General features: G+C 71.3%; 15 protein-coding genes and 1 pseudogene. 4 read left to right on the top strand and 12 right to left on the bottom strand.

All coding sequences use genetic code 11. From position 1 onward, the window contains the following. Positions 1–150 precede the first annotated feature (150 nt). The 4 genes from OHB21_RS30460 to OHB21_RS30445 all read right to left on the bottom strand — a co-directional run bounded on the left by OHB21_RS30460 (position 151) and on the right by OHB21_RS30445 (position 3981). A complete protein-coding gene (locus OHB21_RS30460) occupies positions 151–1695 on the bottom strand; it encodes a precorrin-2 C(20)-methyltransferase (RefSeq protein ID WP_067512799.1) in 1545 nt (514 codons plus the stop codon). Between the two features lie 109 nt (positions 1696–1804). Then, the gene (locus OHB21_RS30455; RefSeq protein ID WP_067512801.1) at positions 1805–2440 is read right to left on the bottom strand and encodes a precorrin-8X methylmutase; all 636 of its coding nucleotides are present in this window, start codon (positions 2438–2440) and stop codon (positions 1805–1807) included. A gap of 67 nt (positions 2441–2507) precedes the next feature. Then, positions 2508–3125 carry a TetR/AcrR family transcriptional regulator gene (locus OHB21_RS30450; protein ID WP_195124340.1) on the bottom strand — a complete coding sequence of 206 codons (618 nt, stop codon included), beginning with the start codon at positions 3123–3125 and terminating at the stop codon, positions 2508–2510. A gap of 418 nt (positions 3126–3543) precedes the next feature. Then, entirely contained in the window at positions 3544–3981 is a 438-nt protein-coding gene (locus OHB21_RS30445) for an Lrp/AsnC family transcriptional regulator (RefSeq protein WP_195124339.1), read from the bottom strand. Between the two features lie 134 nt (positions 3982–4115). On the opposite strand from OHB21_RS30445, the gene ddaH reads away from it, so the two are divergent. Next, on the top strand, positions 4116–4961 hold the full coding sequence (gene ddaH / locus OHB21_RS30440; RefSeq protein ID WP_195124338.1) for a dimethylargininase: 846 nt from the start codon (positions 4116–4118) through the stop codon (positions 4959–4961). Positions 4962–5119: 158 nt separating this feature from the next. Here the strand turns inward: ddaH and cobG are convergent, their stop codons facing one another. Next, the gene (gene cobG, locus OHB21_RS30435) at positions 5120–6295 is read right to left on the bottom strand and encodes a precorrin-3B synthase (protein ID WP_195124337.1); all 1176 of its coding nucleotides are present in this window, start codon (positions 6293–6295) and stop codon (positions 5120–5122) included. Positions 6296–6512: 217 nt separating this feature from the next. On the opposite strand from cobG, the gene cobN reads away from it, so the two are divergent. Continuing rightward, positions 6513–10124 carry a cobaltochelatase subunit CobN gene (cobN, locus tag OHB21_RS30430; RefSeq protein WP_195124522.1) on the top strand — a complete coding sequence of 1204 codons (3612 nt, stop codon included), beginning with the start codon at positions 6513–6515 and terminating at the stop codon, positions 10122–10124. Positions 10125–10424: 300 nt separating this feature from the next. Continuing rightward, positions 10425–10934 (top strand): hypothetical protein, encoded by a 510-nt coding sequence (locus tag OHB21_RS30425; RefSeq protein ID WP_233444436.1) that lies wholly within the window; start codon positions 10425–10427, stop codon positions 10932–10934. Positions 10935–11059: 125 nt separating this feature from the next. On the opposite strand, the gene OHB21_RS30420 is transcribed toward OHB21_RS30425, so the two are convergent. Continuing rightward, entirely contained in the window at positions 11060–11506 is a 447-nt protein-coding gene (locus OHB21_RS30420) for an SgcJ/EcaC family oxidoreductase (RefSeq protein ID WP_195124336.1), read from the bottom strand. Between the two features lie 163 nt (positions 11507–11669). Beyond that, on the bottom strand, positions 11670–11861 hold the full coding sequence (locus OHB21_RS30415; RefSeq protein WP_232331871.1) for a hypothetical protein: 192 nt from the start codon (positions 11859–11861) through the stop codon (positions 11670–11672). 249 nt (positions 11862–12110) lie between these two features. Here OHB21_RS30415 and OHB21_RS30410 point away from each other — a divergent pair. Beyond that, a pseudogene (locus tag OHB21_RS30410) lies at positions 12111–12460 on the top strand (gamma-glutamylcyclotransferase family protein). Positions 12461–12502: 42 nt separating this feature from the next. Here OHB21_RS30410 and OHB21_RS30405 read toward each other — a convergent pair. From OHB21_RS30405 to OHB21_RS37655, 5 genes are read right to left on the bottom strand one after another with little or no spacing between them, the layout of a single operon-like run. After that, positions 12503–13552, bottom strand: a complete 1050-nt coding sequence (locus tag OHB21_RS30405) for an ABC transporter ATP-binding protein (protein WP_195124335.1) — start codon at positions 13550–13552, stop codon at positions 12503–12505. Positions 13553–13589: 37 nt separating this feature from the next. Continuing rightward, positions 13590–14375, bottom strand: a complete 786-nt coding sequence (modB, locus tag OHB21_RS30400) for a molybdate ABC transporter permease subunit (protein WP_324191908.1) — start codon at positions 14373–14375, stop codon at positions 13590–13592. A gap of 23 nt (positions 14376–14398) precedes the next feature. Beyond that, on the bottom strand, positions 14399–15172 hold the full coding sequence (gene modA, locus OHB21_RS30395; RefSeq protein WP_195124334.1) for a molybdate ABC transporter substrate-binding protein: 774 nt from the start codon (positions 15170–15172) through the stop codon (positions 14399–14401). 11 nt (positions 15173–15183) lie between these two features. After that, positions 15184–15582, bottom strand: coding sequence for a TOBE domain-containing protein (locus OHB21_RS30390; protein ID WP_195124333.1), 399 nt, complete (start codon positions 15580–15582; stop codon positions 15184–15186). A gap of 56 nt (positions 15583–15638) precedes the next feature. Then, positions 15639–16292, bottom strand: coding sequence for a molybdopterin-binding protein (locus OHB21_RS37655; protein ID WP_407675265.1), 654 nt, complete (start codon positions 16290–16292; stop codon positions 15639–15641). Positions 16293–16337 lie beyond the last annotated feature (45 nt).

Here is a 16337-nt window from a genome sequence, read left to right as displayed (position 1 = left end):
ACGCCCTTACCATCATGGAGGGGTGTGGGCGCAGCTCGAGTCGGCGTGGATGACGAGGCGCTGGCGGAAGCGGCCGGACTATCCGCTCGGCGAGGTCGTCGCCGTCCAGCCGGAGCGCCGGGCAGCCCTCGGAATGAATGCCGGTGGGGCTCAGCTGGTTCCGTAGCGGCGGGAGGTGTAGACGCGGGTGCCGTGCGGGGTGTCGACGGTGGCCGTGGTGGAGGCGCCGATGATCAACAGCGTACGCATGTCGACGTCGGCGGGATCGAGGTCGGTCAGGGTGACCACGCGCACGGATTCGGTCGGGCCGCCCACATCGCGCCCGAGGACCACCGGGGTGCCGGGCTTGCGGTGCTCGAGCAGCAGGTCGCGCATGGCGGCGACCTGCCAGGTGCGCTGCGAGGACGCCGGGTTGTAGATCGCGATCGCCATATCGGCCGCCGCCACCGCCGACAGGCGCTGCGCGACGACCTCCCACGGCTTCAGCCGGTCGGAGAGCGAGATCATGGCGTAGTCGTGGCCCAGGGGCGCGCCCACGCGGCTGGCGACGGCATTGGCCGCGGTGAGACCGGGCAGCACTCGGACCGGCACGTCGCGCCACTGCGGGTCGGCCGACTCCTCCAGCACGGCGGCCGCCATCGCGAAGACCCCCGGATCGCCCGAGGACACCACCGCCACTTTCGCCCCGTGCTTGGCCAGGTCCAAAGCCATGGCCGCGCGCTCGGATTCGACCCGGTTGTCACTGGCGTGCCTGCGCTGGCCGGGGCGTACCGGGACCCGGTCGATATAGGTGGTGTAGCCGACGAGATCGGTGGCGGCGTCGAGCGCGGCGCGCACCTCGGGGGTGGTCCAGTCCGGCGCGCCGGGACCGAGGCCGACTACGACCACCTCGCCCGGGGCGGCGGACTCGGATCGAGGCGCAGTCTCGGTAACCGTTTGGGCGGCAGGGGAATCCGTGCGGGGGAGCGGTGTCGTCGGGCGCGGGCCGGGAACGAGGGTGATCGAGAAGTACGGCACGTCCGCGTCGTTCACGTCGGCGGCGGCGAGCACGCGCTGCTTGCCCGTGCTGGCGCGCTCCACGTAGTAGGCGTCGTCCAGGCGGCCGGAATCCGAGAGCGCCTGGCGCACACCGGGATAGGTGCGACCGAGCTTCATGATCGCCGCGGCCTCCGTGTCGCGCAGACGACGGGTGAGCTCGTCGGCGGGCAAGGTGCCGGGCAACACCGTCAGCACCTGCTCACCCTCCACCAAGGGCGTCCCGAGAGCGGCGGAGGCGGCGCTCACCGAGGTGATGCCCGGGATGATCTCGGCCTCGAACCGGTCCGCGAGCCTGCGGTGCATGTGCATGTACGAGCTGTAGAACAGCGGATCGCCCGCCGCCAGCAGGGCGACCGAGCGTCCCACCGCGAGATGTTCGGCGAGCCGGGCGGCGGCCTGCTCGTAGAACTCGTCGATCGCGCCCTGGTAACCGCCGGGATGGTCGGTGGTCTCGGTGGTGACCGGGTAGACGAGATGTTCCTCGAGCTGGCCTGGCCGCATATAGGGCGCGGCGATGCCCCGCGAGATGCTGCGCCCGTGCCGCGCGCTGTGGAATGCGATCACGTCGGCCTCGGCGATGACGCGCGCGGCTTTCACCGTCACCAGTTCGGGGTCGCCCGGTCCGAGTCCGACGCCCCAGAGTTTGCCCGCGCTCATATCCTCGCCTCACGATCGGTGCCCGGTTGTCCGTCCGTCTGTGCGACAAAGCCTTTCAAGCCACCCGGCTCGGCCTCGCGCTCGGTCGATTCCCCGAGAGGTTGCCCGCTCATTCCTGTTCGCTCGCGATCGCGTTGAGCGCCGACGCGGTGATGGCGCTGCCGCCGCGCCGCCCCCGCACGGTGAGGAACTCCACGCCGCCGTACGCGGCCAGCGCGTCCTTCGACTCCGCCGCGCCGATGAATCCGACCGGGATACCGAGGATCGCGGCAGGCCGCGGCGCGCCCGCGTCGAGCATGTCGAGCAAGTGGAACAGCGCGGTGGGCGCGTTGCCGATGGCCACCACGGCCCCGTCGAGACGGTCGCGCCACAGTTCCAGCGCCGCCGCCGAACGCGTATTGCCCAGGGCCGCCGCGAGTTCCGGTACGCGGGGGTCGGCGAGCGTGCAGATCACCTCGTTGTCGGCGGGCAGGCGTTGACGGGTGACGCCGGAGGCGACCATGGTGGCGTCGCACAGGATCGGCGCGCCGTCGCGCAGGGCCGCGCGGGCGGCCGCGACCACGCCGGGGGAGAAGGCGATATCGCCCGCGAGATCGACCTGGCCGCACCCGTGGATCATCCGCACGACGACCCGCTCCACATCCGGGGGGAACGCGCTCAGCTCCGCCTCCGCGCGGATGGTCGCGAACGACCGCCGATAGATCTCGGCCCCGTCGGTGAGGTAGCTGGCACGCACGTCGGACATGACTCACACCCTAGAGTCACGCCGGAACCGGGCACGCCTCAGCCCGTGCGGGCGGTGGCGTGCGCTGTCAGGCGCGGTCGGCGATCGCGTTCTCCGCGACCGACGTCCGGTCGATGACGCCGATCGCCGCGTACACGGCGGTGCGGACGCGCTCGGTGACGGCTTCGTCGGAGGAGGTGTCGAACTTGCCGTCCAGGTGCAGGAAGGCCAGGCCGTGCACCAGGGCCCAGAGCGCAGTGGCCATCGCGTCCACGTCGGAGTCCGGGAACGCCTCCTGGGCAAGGTGTCCGACGTATTCGCTGATGGCCTCGGTGGCGGCCACCCGCTCGGGGCTGGTCGGATCGCAGGGCTCGGCGAACATGGCACGGAACATGCCCGGGCGCGTCAGGGCGAAGCGCACGTAGGTGGTCGCGATCGCGGCGAGGCCTTCGGGGGTGGCCGGGGCGGGGTGCGCGGCGCCCAGGTCGGCGGTCAGTTCGCGGTAGCCCACCGCGGCGACCGCGGAGAGCAGGGCGTCGCGGTCGGCGAAGTGGCGGTACGGCGCGGCGGTCGAGACGCCCGCGCGCCGGGCCGCGGCGCGCAGGGACAGTTCGGTCGCGCCGCCCTCTTCGAGCAGCTCGACGGCCGCGCGCACCAGCGCGTTGGGTAGGTCGCCGTGGTGGTACGACGTGGACGACGGTGCCATGCCTCCAATCTAGCCGTTGTCGACAGTGCTTACATCCCTTCCTGCCGTGGTGTCCAGCTCTATGTGAGCGATGTAAACATTTGCGGGGGAGAGGAAGGTCTCCCATGTCGAGCGGTACGGCGTCGGACGGTTCGTTCGCACCCCTACGGCTGCGGTCCGGCCAGGTGCTGCGGAACAGGATCGCGAAAGCCGCCATGGAGGAGGGCATCGCGGGCCAGGCAGCTGCCCTGCCCGCCGCGACCCGCGCCTGCTGGTTCGGGCGTGCGTCGGTTCGGGCACCTGCCGGGTCGGGCGCCTGTACGCTGGGGCGCCCGTTGGCTCGAGTCGCTCGAGCGCCCGTCGGCTCGGTTGCCCGTGAGCTGGCGCACGTCGTCGGTCGGAGCGCCGTGTGGTCGGTCCCTAGGTGGGGCGCTTTCCGTCAGGTGCGGGGGCGTTCCAGGATGCGCGACATGACGATCGAGCTGCGGGTGCGGCCGACGCCGGCGTTCTCCCGGATCCGCTCGACGGTCGATTCGATCTCGGCCATATCGGTCGCCATGACGTGCAACAGGGCGTCGGCCTCGCCCGCGATCGTCCACACGCCCACCACCTGGGGGATCGGTTCGAGGCTGCGGCGCAGTTCGGCGGGGGAGATGTTGTCGCGGTAGTAGACCTCGACGTAGGCCTCGGTGGTCCAGCCGAGGGCGGCCGGATTGACCAGCGCGGTGAAGCCGGTGATCTGGCCGGAGGCCACCATGCGGTCCACGCGACGTTTCACCGCGGGCGCGGACAGCCCCACCGCGGAGCCGATCTCCTGGAACGACGCGCGCGCCGAGCGCAGCAGGTGGCCCAGAATCAGCCGATCGGTGTCGTCCACGTCACACCACTTCCTCTCTCGCGCAATAATTCGCCGCAAGCCACGGGTAATGCGCAATGAATGGATGTTCCTGGCGCAATGCTATGCCGATTACGGTCATCTCAGCCGAATTGCGACTCTTGCCGGGAGCCACGATGACCTCAGTAGCAACCCTGGAGATCCCCGAACCGACACCGGTCCGCCGACCCGTGCCGCGCCGGTTCGTGATGTGCCGCCCCGATCACTTCGACGTGCGGTACGCGATCAACCCCTGGATGAACCCGGGCGCGCGGGTGGACCGCGCGCTCGCCCTCTCGCAATGGGACGCGCTGCGCGACACGTTCGCACGGTTCGGGCACACGGTGGAAGTGGTGCCGGGCGCGCCGGGCCTGCCCGACATGGTGTTCGCCGCGAACGGCGGGCTGATCGTCGGCGAGCGGGTGATGTCGGCCCGGTTCACCCACGCCGAACGCACCGCCGAAGGTCCCGCCTACCACGACTGGTTCGCCCGGCGCGGCGGCGCGGAGCTGGCCGCCGCCTCCGAATTCAACGAGGGCGAAGGCGATTTCGCACTTGTGGGCGGACGGTTCCTGGCGGGCACCGGATTCCGCACCTCGCTCGCCGCGCACCGCGAGGTGGAGCTGTTCTTCGAAATCCCGGTCGTGTCCCTGGAATTGGTGGATCCGCGCTTCTACCACCTCGACACCGTGCTGATGGTCCTCGACGACACCACCGTCGCCTACTATCCGCCGGCGTTCAGCCCCACCAGCCGCACCATCCTCGCCGGCCTGTTCCCCGACGCGATCGAGGCCACCGACGCCGACGCCGCCGTCCTCGGTCTCAACGGCGTGTCCGACGGCGCGAACGTCTTCCTCAGCCCCCGCGCCACCGACCTGGCCGCCGCACTGGACGCGCGCGGGTTCCGGCCGGTGCCGGTGGATGTGTCCGAACTGCTGAAAGCGGGCGGCGGCATCAAGTGCTGCACGCTCGAGGTGCACTGATCGGCGCTCGGGCTAGCGGACCGGCCGCACGGACCGCCTGGCGAAAACTGTCGACTCGATCGTGCTGGGGCACGCCCGACCGGGGGTGCGCCGACGGATGTGGTCCTTGCCGGACGTGCCCACGGTGCGAGGAGTCGCTCCAGGAACGGCAGGCCGTCTCAGTCGACGCGGTAGCCGTTCGGTGTGGCGGTCACCGATACGGCGTCGTGGGGCCGTCCGCAGTGGCGGTCGCAGCCGGACCAGTGCTGGCGGCCCGCGACGACGAGTTCGCTTGCCGGGAGCGGATTCTCGTTGGGCTCGGTGGGCTGGTCTGCGGGCAGGACCCGGCCGGATTCCACGGCGGCCGTGAGGTCGGCGCGCACGTCGGTGTGGGACTTGGCGCAGCCGGGCCGTCCCGCGCAGGCGCTCACCCGCAGCCACGGTGAGGCGGCGTCGAAGATCAGGCCCATGGGGGCGAGGACGCGCACGACCTGTTCGGCGGTCCATTCGTCGAGGTCGGTGAGAACCAGTCCGCGCCAGGGTGTCACGACGACGGGACGCTCGACGGCGGCGAGAAATTCCGCGGTCCTGGCGTCGAGGGTGCCGAGCCGCACCCCCGCGCCGAGCGCGACCAGCCCGTCGTCCTGGGGCAGCCACCCGATCGGAAGATCTTGCGGCGCGGGCGGATCGAGGCGGTCCGCGCCGGGCGTGAGGCCGAGCCCGTCCACGATGCGCCCCGGGCCGCCAGGCACCTCGTGCACCCGCCAGCGCCCCTCACTCACGTCGAGGAACAGGTGCGCGGCGGCGAGCAGCACCGCCACCGCTTCGGCTGTCGCGACCCGGATGCCGGTGTCGGCTCCGGCGAGCAGCAGGGCGAACTCGTCCGTGCCGACCGCTCGGACGCCGATGTCGCCGCCGAGCCCGCTCACGTCACCGCGGCCGTCGTCGAGCGTGAACAGCACCCGGCCCGGCAGGTCCGCCAGGCGCGCGTCACCGCACAGACCCGCATCGAGCTCGCCGACCAGGCCGCGCACATCGGCCACCCCGCCGACCCGCCCCGACAGCGGCGACGCCACGATATTGCGCACCCGCTCGTGCGTGCGGCTCGGCAGCAACCCGGCCGCGACCAGCCGCGCTTCCAGCGCGGCCGCGTCCCGCACCCGCCGCAGCTGCACGTTCCCGCGCGAGGTCAGCTCGATCGCCCCGTCCCCGACCTCCCGCGCCGCCTCCGCCAGCGCCGCCACCTGCCCCGCCGCGAGCAGCCCACCCGGCACCCGCACCCGCGCCAACGGCCCGTCGGCCGCCTGATGCAACCGCAGGACGCCGGGACAGGAATCGGGAACGATGCGCGCCATGATGAGCCCAGCCTACGACGGGGTGCGCGAAGGCCGACCGCCCGCCAGCCGCAGGCGGGTGTCCCGGCGCGCAGCACCCGCCGGGTAGCATCGGCGTGCTCGGCGGCTGACGAGGAAACCGGTGGAATTCCGGTGCGGTCGCGCCACTGTGAACAGCCAGACCCTCTCCGGCGAGCACCACACCCCCGATGGGCGCGTCACCCGAGGAAGGTCACCCGTGATCCTGCTGCTGTCCACGTCCGACACCGATCTGCTCAGCGCGCGCGCCAGCGGCGCCGACTACCGGCTCGGCAACCCCGCCCGGCTGCTGGTCGACGACCTGCCCGGCCTGCTCGACGGCGCGGACCTGGTGGTCGTGCGCATCCTCGGCGGCAAACGCGCCTGGGAGGAAGGGCTGGACGCGCTGCGCGGCAGCGGGGTGCCGATGGTCGCGCTCGGCGGCGAGATCGCCCCCGACGCCGAACTCATGGAATGTTCCACCGTTCCCGGCGGTGTGGCGGCCGACGCCCACAACTACTTGGCGGCGGGCGGCCCGGCCAACCTGCGACAGTTGCACAACTTCCTCTCCGACACCGTGCTGCTCACCGGCCACGGTTTCGAACCGCCCGTCCAGCTGCCGACCTGGGGCGAACTCGAGCGTGAAGCGCGCCACCCCGCGCCGGTCGCGGGCGTGCCCACGGTCGCGGTCGTCTACTACCGTGCCCAGCACCTGGCGGGCAACACCGGCTACGTCGACGCCTTGTGCACCGCGATCGAGGACGCGGGCGCGCGCCCCCTCCCGCTGTACTGCGCCTCGCTGCGCACCGCCGAACCCGAACTCCTCGCCACCCTGCGCCAGGCCGACGCGCTCGTCGTCACCGTCCTCGCGGCGGGCGGCACGAAACCGGCCACCGCGTCGGCGGGCGGCGACGACGAGGCCTGGGACGTGGGCGCCCTCGCCGACCTGAACGTGCCGATCCTGCAAGGACTCTGCCTCACCAGCGGCCGCGCCCAGTGGGAGGACAACGACGACGGCCTCTCCCCGCTCGACGTCGCCACCCAGGTCGCGGTGCCGGAGTTCGACGGCCGCATCATCACGGTCCCGTTCTCCTTCAAGGAGTTCGACGCCGACGGCCTGTCCACCTACGTTCCCGACCCGGAGCGCGCCGCCCGCGTCGCCGGCATCGCGGTGCGCCACGCGCGCCTGCGCCACATCCCCGCCGCCGAGAAGCGCCTGGCGCTGGTGCTTTCCGCATATCCGACCAAACACGCCCGCATCGGCAACGCCGTCGGCCTCGACACCCCGGCCAGCGCCATCCGCCTGCTCACCGAATTGCGCGCGGCCGGTTACGATCTCGGCGCGCCCGGCGAGATCCCCGGGCTGGAGGAGCGCGACGGCGACGCCCTGATCCACGCCCTGATCGCCGCGGGCGGCCAGGACCCGGACTGGCTCACCGCGGAACAGTTGGAGGGCAACCCGATTCGCATCGGCGCCGCCACCTACGCCGCGTGGTTCGACACGCTGCCCGAAGACCTGCGCGAGGCCGTGATCGAGGCGTGGGGCCCGCCGCCCGGCGAACTCTATGTCGACCGCTCCGCCGATCCGAACGGTGAGATCGTCATCGCCGCACTGCGTTTCGGCAATGTCGTGCTGATCGTGCAGCCGCCGCGCGGTTTCGGCGAGAACCCGGTCGCCATCTACCACGACCCCGACCTGCCGCCCAGCCACCACTACCTGGCCGCCTACCGCTGGCTCGCCGCGCCCGAGGCCCAGGGCGGTTTCGGCGCCGACGCCATGGTGCACCTCGGCAAGCACGGCAATCTGGAATGGCTGCCGGGCAAGACGCTGGGCATGTCGGCCTCCTGCGGCACCGACGCCGCGCTCGGCGATCTGCCGCTGATCTACCCGTTCCTGGTGAACGATCCCGGCGAGGGCACCCAGGCCAAGCGCCGCGCCCACGCCACCCTGGTGGATCACCTGATCCCGCCGATGGCGCGCGCCGAGAGCTACGGCGACATCTCGCGGCTGGAGCAGCTGCTCGACGAGCACGCCAACATCTCCGCGCTCGACCCGGCGAAGCTGCCCGCCATCCGCCAGCAGATCTGGACGCTGATGCGCGCCGCCAAGATGGACCACGATCTGGGCCTCACCGAGCGCCCCGACGAGGACTCCTTCGACGACATGCTGCTGCACGTCGACGGCTGGCTCTGCGAGATCAAGGACGTGCAGATCCGCGACGGCCTGCACATCCTCGGCAGCGCGCCCGAGGGCGAGGCCGAGGTGGATCTGGTGCTCGCCATGCTGCGAGCCCGGCAGCTGTGGGGCGGCGAGGCGAACGTGCCCGGTCTGCGAGAAGCATTGGGGCTGAACGAATCCGGCGGTGAGGCGCGCGAGCGCGTGGACGCCGTCGAGGCGCGGGCGCGCGAACTGCTGGTCGCCCTGCAAGCCGCGGACTGGTCGGTGGACGCCGTCGACGGCTTGGTGGCCGAATTCGCCGGGGACGCCGCCGAGGCCGTGCGCCCGGTGCTGCGGTTCGCCGCGACCGAGGTGGTGCCCCGCCTGCGGCAGACCTCGATCGAGGTGGAGCGCGTCCTGCACGCGCTCGCGGGTGGTTTCGTGCCCGCAGGTCCCAGCGGCTCGCCGCTGCGCGGCCTGATCAACGTGCTGCCCACCGGACGCAACTTCTATTCGGTGGATCCGAAGGCGGTGCCGTCGCGGCTGGCGTGGGAAACCGGGCAGGCCATGGCGGATTCGCTGCTGGAGCGCTACCTGGCCGACCACGGCGAGTACCCGCGCTCGGTGGGCCTGTCGGTGTGGGGCACCTCGGCGATGCGCACCTCCGGCGACGACATCGCCGAGGTGTTCGCGCTGCTGGGCGTGCGGCCGGTGTGGGACGAGGCGAGCCGGCGCGTCACCAGGCTCGAGGTGATCCCGCTCGCGGAGCTGGGCCGCCCGCGCGTCGATGTGACCGTGCGCATCAGCGGCTTCTTCCGCGACGCGTTCCCGCACGTGCTGGCCCTGCTCGACGACGCGGTGCGCCTCGTGGCCGATCTGGACGAGCCCGCCGAGTCGAATTACGTCCGCGCGCACGCGGAATCGGATCTGGCCGAGCACGGCGACGCCCGCCGCGCCACCACCCGCATCTTCGGGTCCAAGCCGGGCACCTACGGCGCCGGCCTGCTCCAGCTCATCGATTCCAAGAGCTGGCGCACCGACGACGACCTCGCGCAGGTCTACACCGCCTGGGGCGGCTATGCCTACGGCCGCGACCTCGACGGCGCGCCCGCCGCCGACGACATGCGCAGCGCCTACAAGCGGATCGCGGTGGCGGCCAAGAACACCGACACCCGCGAGCACGACATCGCCGACTCCGACGACTACTTCCAGTACCACGGCGGCATGGTCGCCACGGTCCGCGCGCTCACGGGCAAGAACCCCGAGGCCTACATCGGCGACAGCACCCGCCCCGACGCGGTGCGCACCCGCACGCTCTCCGAGGAGACCACCCGGGTGTTCCGCGCCCGCGTGGTGAACCCGCGCTGGCTGGAGGCGATGCGCAGGCACGGCTACAAGGGCGCGTTCGAGATGGCGGCCACCGTGGACTACCTGTTCGGCTACGACGCCACCACCGACGTGGTCGCCGACTGGATGTACGAGAAGCTCACCGAGAGTTACGTGTTCGACGACGTGAACCGCAAGTTCATGGAGCAGTCGAATCCGTGGGCGCTGCACGGCATCACCGAGCGGCTGCTCGAGGCGGCCGAGCGCGGTATGTGGTCGGCGCCGGAGCAGGACACCCTCGACAAGCTGCGCCAGGTGTACCTGGAGACCGAGGGCGAACTCGAGTAGGGGCGCGGGGGGCGGGTTCGGTGAATCCGCCCCCATCGTTTCTCCCGTCACAAAGACGACGTTCCGGTTTCGTTGCGCCCGAGCGCATCCGGATATTTCCATGAATTGTTTCCGCGTAAATACCTGCCGCCGGAATGCAACCCCCCAATTCCGATGTCAATTTCTTGATCTTGCAACGCAATTCGCTTCCATCACGCTATCGACAATGCCGGTCACAGTGGCGCATCATTATTGATGTCCTGAAAGCCGATTCTCGGGGCACACACAATTCGGATCGGCCGGATGATGGGAAGATTCATCATGATCAAGAAGATGATTGCGGCCGCGGTACTCGCCGTCGCCGCCACCACCGGAATAGCGACCGCGACCGCGCACGCCGCGCCCGGCGCCGTGGTGGCCGGCGTGGACCGCGGTGTCGAATACACCGCCGCTGTGGCGCCGGATCGTTCCGCCGCGACGGTCACGCTCGCCGGGGGGACCTTCGAGGTCACGCCCGGCGCCGTGGCGGTGCGCGCGCCGGATGGCGCTGTGCTGGCGAGCCTTCCGACGTCGCTGCACACGGTGACGGGTCAGCAGGTGCGGGTGGTGCCGTCGCTGGACGCGACCGCCACGCAACTGACGCTCACCCCGGCGAGCGCGCCCGCCCAGCCGGAACTGTCGTTCATCGGTGACGCGGGCACCACGATCGCGGGTATCGCGATCGGTTGTGCGATCGGGGCGCTCATCGGCGCGATCTTCCTGATCCTGCCCGCGATTCCCGGGTGCATCATCGGCGCGGTGATCGGCGGCATCATCGGCGCCAACGCCTGATCGGCGAGAATGCGGCCCGTCCGGTGGTGATCACCGGGCGGGCCCCGTTCTGTCACAGCGCAATTCCGGCCGCACCGGTCCTCGGTGCGATATTCGGTCCGATCATTCGACGCGGATCCGCATGATCATTCCGCGGCGGGTACGAGCGTATTCTGCCGCGCGGCCACCCACCATTGATCACCTTCCTTCACGAGGACATACAGCGCGACCATCGCCGGGGACCGGTCGATCAACTCGCCGTCGGGTGTGGTGGCGCGAGCGGCTTTGTGCGCCAAGGCGATATCGGGGCGCAGGAACGTGATGCCGGTGACGTCGTAGCGGACGTATTCGTTCTTCAGGAACCCGGCCAACCCGCGCCGCCCGGAGTCGAGGAGCGCGTCGTAGCCGGAGATCAGGGTGCCGACGGCATTGCCCGCGACGGCGTTCGCGGTGAACCCGCTGACCATGAGCTCGGCGTCGTTGGTGTTGTAGCCCCGTTGGACGTCGGCGATCAGCTGTTCGATGGCGGCGATGTCGGCCGTGTGGTCGACGGTGTCGTCGGCGACGTGTGGTCGATGCGTGGTGGAGTTCATGGACCCAGGGTCATGCATCAACCTAAGTTGAGGTCCAGTCCCACATCGATGTGAGCGCGGTCGCTGTCTCCGCGCCAGGGTTTGGCGCAGCGGCGTCGATGGGTCGCGCGGCCCCTGGGTGACGGATTCGTGTTCGACGTCGCCACGGGGAAGTTGAACGAGGTCACCGCTTGAGCGATCTCGTCGCCGCCGGTGAGCCGGACGCGCACCACGGCCATCGCTTCGCCGCGGGTGACCGAGAGGACCGTGCCATCATGTCGGCATGCGTGGCGCCCTTCGTGCACAGACGGCCGCCGTTGGCGGGGTGCGCCTTGTCGCCGGAGACCTTCCGGACCTGTCGGCCGTCCGTCTCCACCGCGAGACCGCAGCCGACGCCGCAGTACGAGCCCACCGTCCGCACCGGCTCGGACCCGGGACCTGCGGCCACCGGCACACCTCCTCACCCGTCGACGCCACACCCACTGCCCGCCACCGTAGGAACTCGGTGTTACCGGCTGGTCACCTCGGCTGCTACGGTCACCTCTCCGAGGGCGCGTGCCGGCTGTGCGGGACTGAGAGGCAGGTCACGGCCACGCGGCCGGCGAAGTCTGGTCGGATGGACCGCATGGCCGACATCCTGCTGTTCTCCTACGGAACCCTGCGCCAGCCGGAGGTGCAACGCACCGTCTTCGGCCGCGAACTCGACGGTCGCCCCGACGAGATCACGGGCTACTCACTGGGTGAGGTCCTCATCACAGACCCGGCGTGATCGCCGCCAGCGGCAGCGCCGTCCACCCCGTCCTGCGCCCGGCCCCGTCCGACGCGGGCATTCCCGGCACCGTCTTCACGATCGACGCGCACGACCTGGCCGCCGCCGACGCTTACGAGGTGGACGACTACACCCGCGTGCTGGTGCCGCTGCGATCGGGGGCGAAGGCGTGGGTGTACGTGCTGGCTTCGGAAGCGCCTGCCTGAGCAGTTTCGCGGGCGGGCATCCGACGTGCCCGCCCTGCTCGATCACGCCGGGTAGGTGTGGGTTTCGGTGGCCTTGACCGCCGCCCACAGCTCGAGTCCGGGGCGTAGAGACAGGTCGGCGACCGTCGCGGGGGTGATATCGGCGAGGACGGTGGGGGTGCCGTCGAGGCGGACGCGGGTGGTGTGGGCGTGCTGTTCGATGCCGGTGACCGTGACGGGCCAGGTGTTGCGGGGGCTGCCGGCCGGGCGGTCGGGGTGCAGGCTCACGGCGCTGGGCGGGAACGCCACGTGGACGCGGCCCGCGGCCGGTTCGGCGACGGTGAAAGTGCCGCCCTCGTCCAGGGCGACGCGGGTGCCGTCGACGGTGCCGCGATACAGGTTGAGCCCCACCAGGTTCGCGACGTAATCGGAGCGGGGGCGGCGCGCGACCTCGGCGGGCGGCCCCTGCTGGATGACGCGGCCGTGCTCGAGGATGACGAGGCGGTCCGCGAGCACCATCGCGTCGAGGGGGTCGTGGGTCACCAGCACGGTGTGGCCGGGATAGTCGCGCAGGTGCTGGGCCAGGTCGGCCCGCACCTGGAGGCGGGTGCTCGCGTCGAGCGCGGCGAGGGGTTCGTCCAGCAGCAGCAACTGCGGATCGGTCACCAGCGCCCGCGCCAACGCCACCCGCTGCGCCTGCCCACCGGAGAGAGCCCGCGGCTTGCGTTGCGCGAACTCGGCGAGCCCCACGCGGTCCAGCCACGCGGCGGCCCGCTCCCGCGCCTCCGCGCGGCCGCATCCGCGCGCCCGCAGCCCGAACGCCACATTCTCGAGCGCGGTCAGGTGACCGAACAGCAGATAGTCCTGGAACACCACGCCCGCCGCCCGCTTCTCGGCGGGGACGAACACCGAAGGCGCCTCGTCCCACGTGTTTTCACCGAGCCGCAGGTGCCCGTCGGTCAACGCGAGCAACCCGGCCAACGCCCGCAGCGCGGTCGTCTTCCCGGCCCCATTCGGGCCGAGCAAGGCCACCACCTCACCCGGCTCCGCGCGCAGGTCGAGTTCGAGCGTGAATTTCCCTCGGGCGACCAGGATTCGAGCATCGAGCGTCATCGCGGGCCTCGGGATCGCGCGTGCCCGAATCCGCGACTCACACCGCACCTCGAATCCACCGCTCCCGCAACGCCACCAGCACACCCACCGACACCAGCAGCAGCACCAGGCTCAGGACGATCGCGGCGTCCGGATCGGTCTCGAGCGCCAGATACACGGCCAGCGGCATGGTGGTGGTCTTGCCGGGAAAGTTGCCCGCGAACGTGATGGTGGCGCCGAACTCGCCGAGCGCGCGCGCCCAGCACAGCACCGCCCCCGCCACCACACCCGGCAGCACCGAGGGCAGGGTCACGCGCCGGAAGGTGTACCAGCGCGAGGCGCCGAGTGTCGCGGCCGCCTCCTCGTAGCGGGGATCGGCCGCCCGCAGCGCACCCTCCACGGCGATGACGAGAAACGGCATCGCCACGAACGCCTCCGCCACCACGACCCCCGCCGTGGTGAAAGGCAGTGAGACACCGAACCATTCGTGCAGATACTGCCCGACCAACCCGCGCCGACCCAGCACCAGCAACAGCGCGACACCACCCACCACCGGCGGCAATACCAGCGGCACCGTCACCAGCGCCCGCAACAATCCGCGCCCCGGCACGTCGCCGCGCGCGAGCAACCATGCCAGCGGAATGCCGAGCACCAGGCACACCAGCGTCGCCAGCGTCGCGCAGACCAGCGAAAGCCGCAGCGCCTGACCGACTTCGGCGCTGAACAGCCGCTCGGGCACCGTGTCCCACGGCGCGCGCAGCAGCAACCCGAGCAGCGGGACGAGCAGGAACAGCAGCCCGACGACGGCGGGCAGCACGAGGATCAGCGGCCGCCGCCCCCGCACCGCCCGTCGTCGCGAGGCACTGATCACGGCGTGCCGAATCCCGCCGCCTCGAACACCGCGTCGGCCTCGTCGGAGGTGATGAACGCGACGAACGTCTCGGCCGCCGCGGCGTTCGGCGCACCGGACAGCGGGGCCACCGGATAGTCGTTGACGGCCTGCTGCGATTCGGGGAACTCGATGCCCTCGACCTTGTCGCCCGCGGCCCGCACGTCCGTCCGGTACACCAGGGCGGCGTCGACCTCGCCGAGCGTCACCTTGGTGAGCACGGCCTTCACGTCCTGCTCACGGGTGTCGGGGTGCGGCGTGATGCCGGCGACCTCGAACACCTTCTGCGCGGCCGCTCCGCACGGCACCTGTTCCGCGCACAGCGCGATCGTCGGCTCGGTCTTGCCGAAGTCGGCGAGTCCGGTGATGCCGCCCGGGTTCCCGGCCGGCACGGCGATCTCGAGCCGGTTGCGCACGAAGACGGTGGGTTCGGCGGTCACTTCGCCGGTGTCGACCACCTGCTGCATATTGCGCGGCGCGGCGGAGGCGAACACGTCGGCGGGCGCGCCCTGGTTGATCTGCTCGGCGAGCGCGGAGCTGGCGCCGAAGCTGTAGACGACCTTCACCCCGGGATGCTCGGCCTCGAACTTCTCGCCGAGTTCGGTGAAGGTCTCGGTGAGCGAGGCCGCGGCGAACACGGTGACCGTGCCCGAGACCCCGCCGTCGGGCGCGGCGGTGGGTTCGTCCGAACCGCAGCCGGCCAGCGCGACCACGCCCAGCGCCGCGGTGGCCGCGCCGAGTGTGCGAATCATCCTCATCTGCGTCAACTTTCCGGTATCTCGACAACGACGTGCGTGGACTTGACCGACGCGACGGCGACGCTGCCGACCTCCAGGCCCAGCTCGTCCACCGATTCCCGGCTCAGCAGCGACACCAGCCGGAACGGACCGGCCTGCATCTCCACCTGCGCCATCACGGTGTCCTTGACGATCCTGGTGACGATGCCGCGCATGCGGTTGCGCGCGGACGCGGCCACGGTGACGCCCGGTTGCGGCGCGTCGGCGGTGGCCCGGAGGAATTCGGCGACGTCGCGGCCGCTCACACCCTTGCGCCCGTTGTCCAATCGGATCGAGGGCAGGCGGCCCTGGTCGATCCAGCGGCGCACGGTGTCATCGCTGACACCCATCAGCGCCGCGGCCTCACTGATCCGTAGATTCGACACAGGGGAGAGTTTATTTCCGCATCCGCGGTTCGTGTGGCGGGGTCGGCGCGTCGCGGTCATCGGGGGAGCGGCAGCAGTTCGGCGAGGCTGCCGCGGACGGTGCCGGGGCGCAGCACCGCGAGCGCGGAACTTCCGATGAGGTCGGCCAGGTGCGGGGTCTGCACGGGGCCAGCGGTGCGCCACACCCCGCCCGGCACCTGGCGCACCGGCAGCACCTTGGTGATCTCGCCGGTGATGCCCGCGGCGATGCGGCCCCACATCGGGGCACGGGACGTGCGGGCGGTGAGCGCGTCGACGAGGGCGGGACCGGTGAGCAGGAGGGCGGCGACGGCGGCGTAGGGGTTGCCGGGCAGGCCGAGCAGGACGCGGCCGTCGGGGAGGACGGCGACCAGGTGGGAGCCACCCGGGCGCATGGCGACACCGTCGATGAGTACGCGCGCGCCGGCTTCGGCGAGCAGGGGGCGCAGGTGGTCGGCCGCGCCGCGCCCGGTGGCGCCCGCGACGACGATCAGGTCGGCGTCGGTGGACAGCTCGAACCAGGAGCGCAGCAGGTCGCGATCGTCGTCGAGGTGCCAGATATGGTCGCAGCGAATGTCACAGGCGCGCAGGTAATTCGGGAGGATCGGGCCGAGTGCGTCCCGGGTCTGTCCGTCGCCGAGGGGGCCGTGTGTGCGGATCTCGTCGCCGGTGAGCAGGACGTTCGCGCGCACCGGACCCCGCACGGGCAGCGCGGTGACCTCGGCGGCGGCCGCGGC

The sequence above is a fragment of the Nocardia puris genome, assembly GCF_036051655.1.
GTDB lineage: Bacteria > Actinomycetota > Actinomycetes > Mycobacteriales > Mycobacteriaceae > Nocardia > Nocardia puris.
This window is presented reverse-complemented; position numbering and strand designations above follow the sequence as displayed.

Coding starts and splice junctions, on each gene's coding strand:
- OHB21_RS30460 (WP_067512799.1), bottom strand. CDS start 1,695: ATGAGCGCGGGCAAACTCTGGGGCGTCGGACTCGGACCGGGCGACCCC.
- modA (WP_195124334.1), bottom strand. CDS start 15,172: ATGATTCGCACACTCGGCGCGGCCACCGCGGCGCTGGGCGTGGTCGCG.
- ddaH (WP_195124338.1), top strand. CDS start 4,116: ATGACCTCAGTAGCAACCCTGGAGATCCCCGAACCGACACCGGTCCGC.
- OHB21_RS30455 (WP_067512801.1), bottom strand. CDS start 2,440: ATGTCCGACGTGCGTGCCAGCTACCTCACCGACGGGGCCGAGATCTAT.
- OHB21_RS30405 (WP_195124335.1), bottom strand. CDS start 13,552: ATGACGCTCGATGCTCGAATCCTGGTCGCCCGAGGGAAATTCACGCTC.
- cobG (WP_195124337.1), bottom strand. CDS start 6,295: ATGGCGCGCATCGTTCCCGATTCCTGTCCCGGCGTCCTGCGGTTGCAT.
- OHB21_RS30420 (WP_195124336.1), bottom strand. CDS start 11,506: ATGAACTCCACCACGCATCGACCACACGTCGCCGACGACACCGTCGAC.
- OHB21_RS30425 (WP_233444436.1), top strand. CDS start 10,425: ATGATCAAGAAGATGATTGCGGCCGCGGTACTCGCCGTCGCCGCCACC.
- OHB21_RS30450 (WP_195124340.1), bottom strand. CDS start 3,125: ATGGCACCGTCGTCCACGTCGTACCACCACGGCGACCTACCCAACGCG.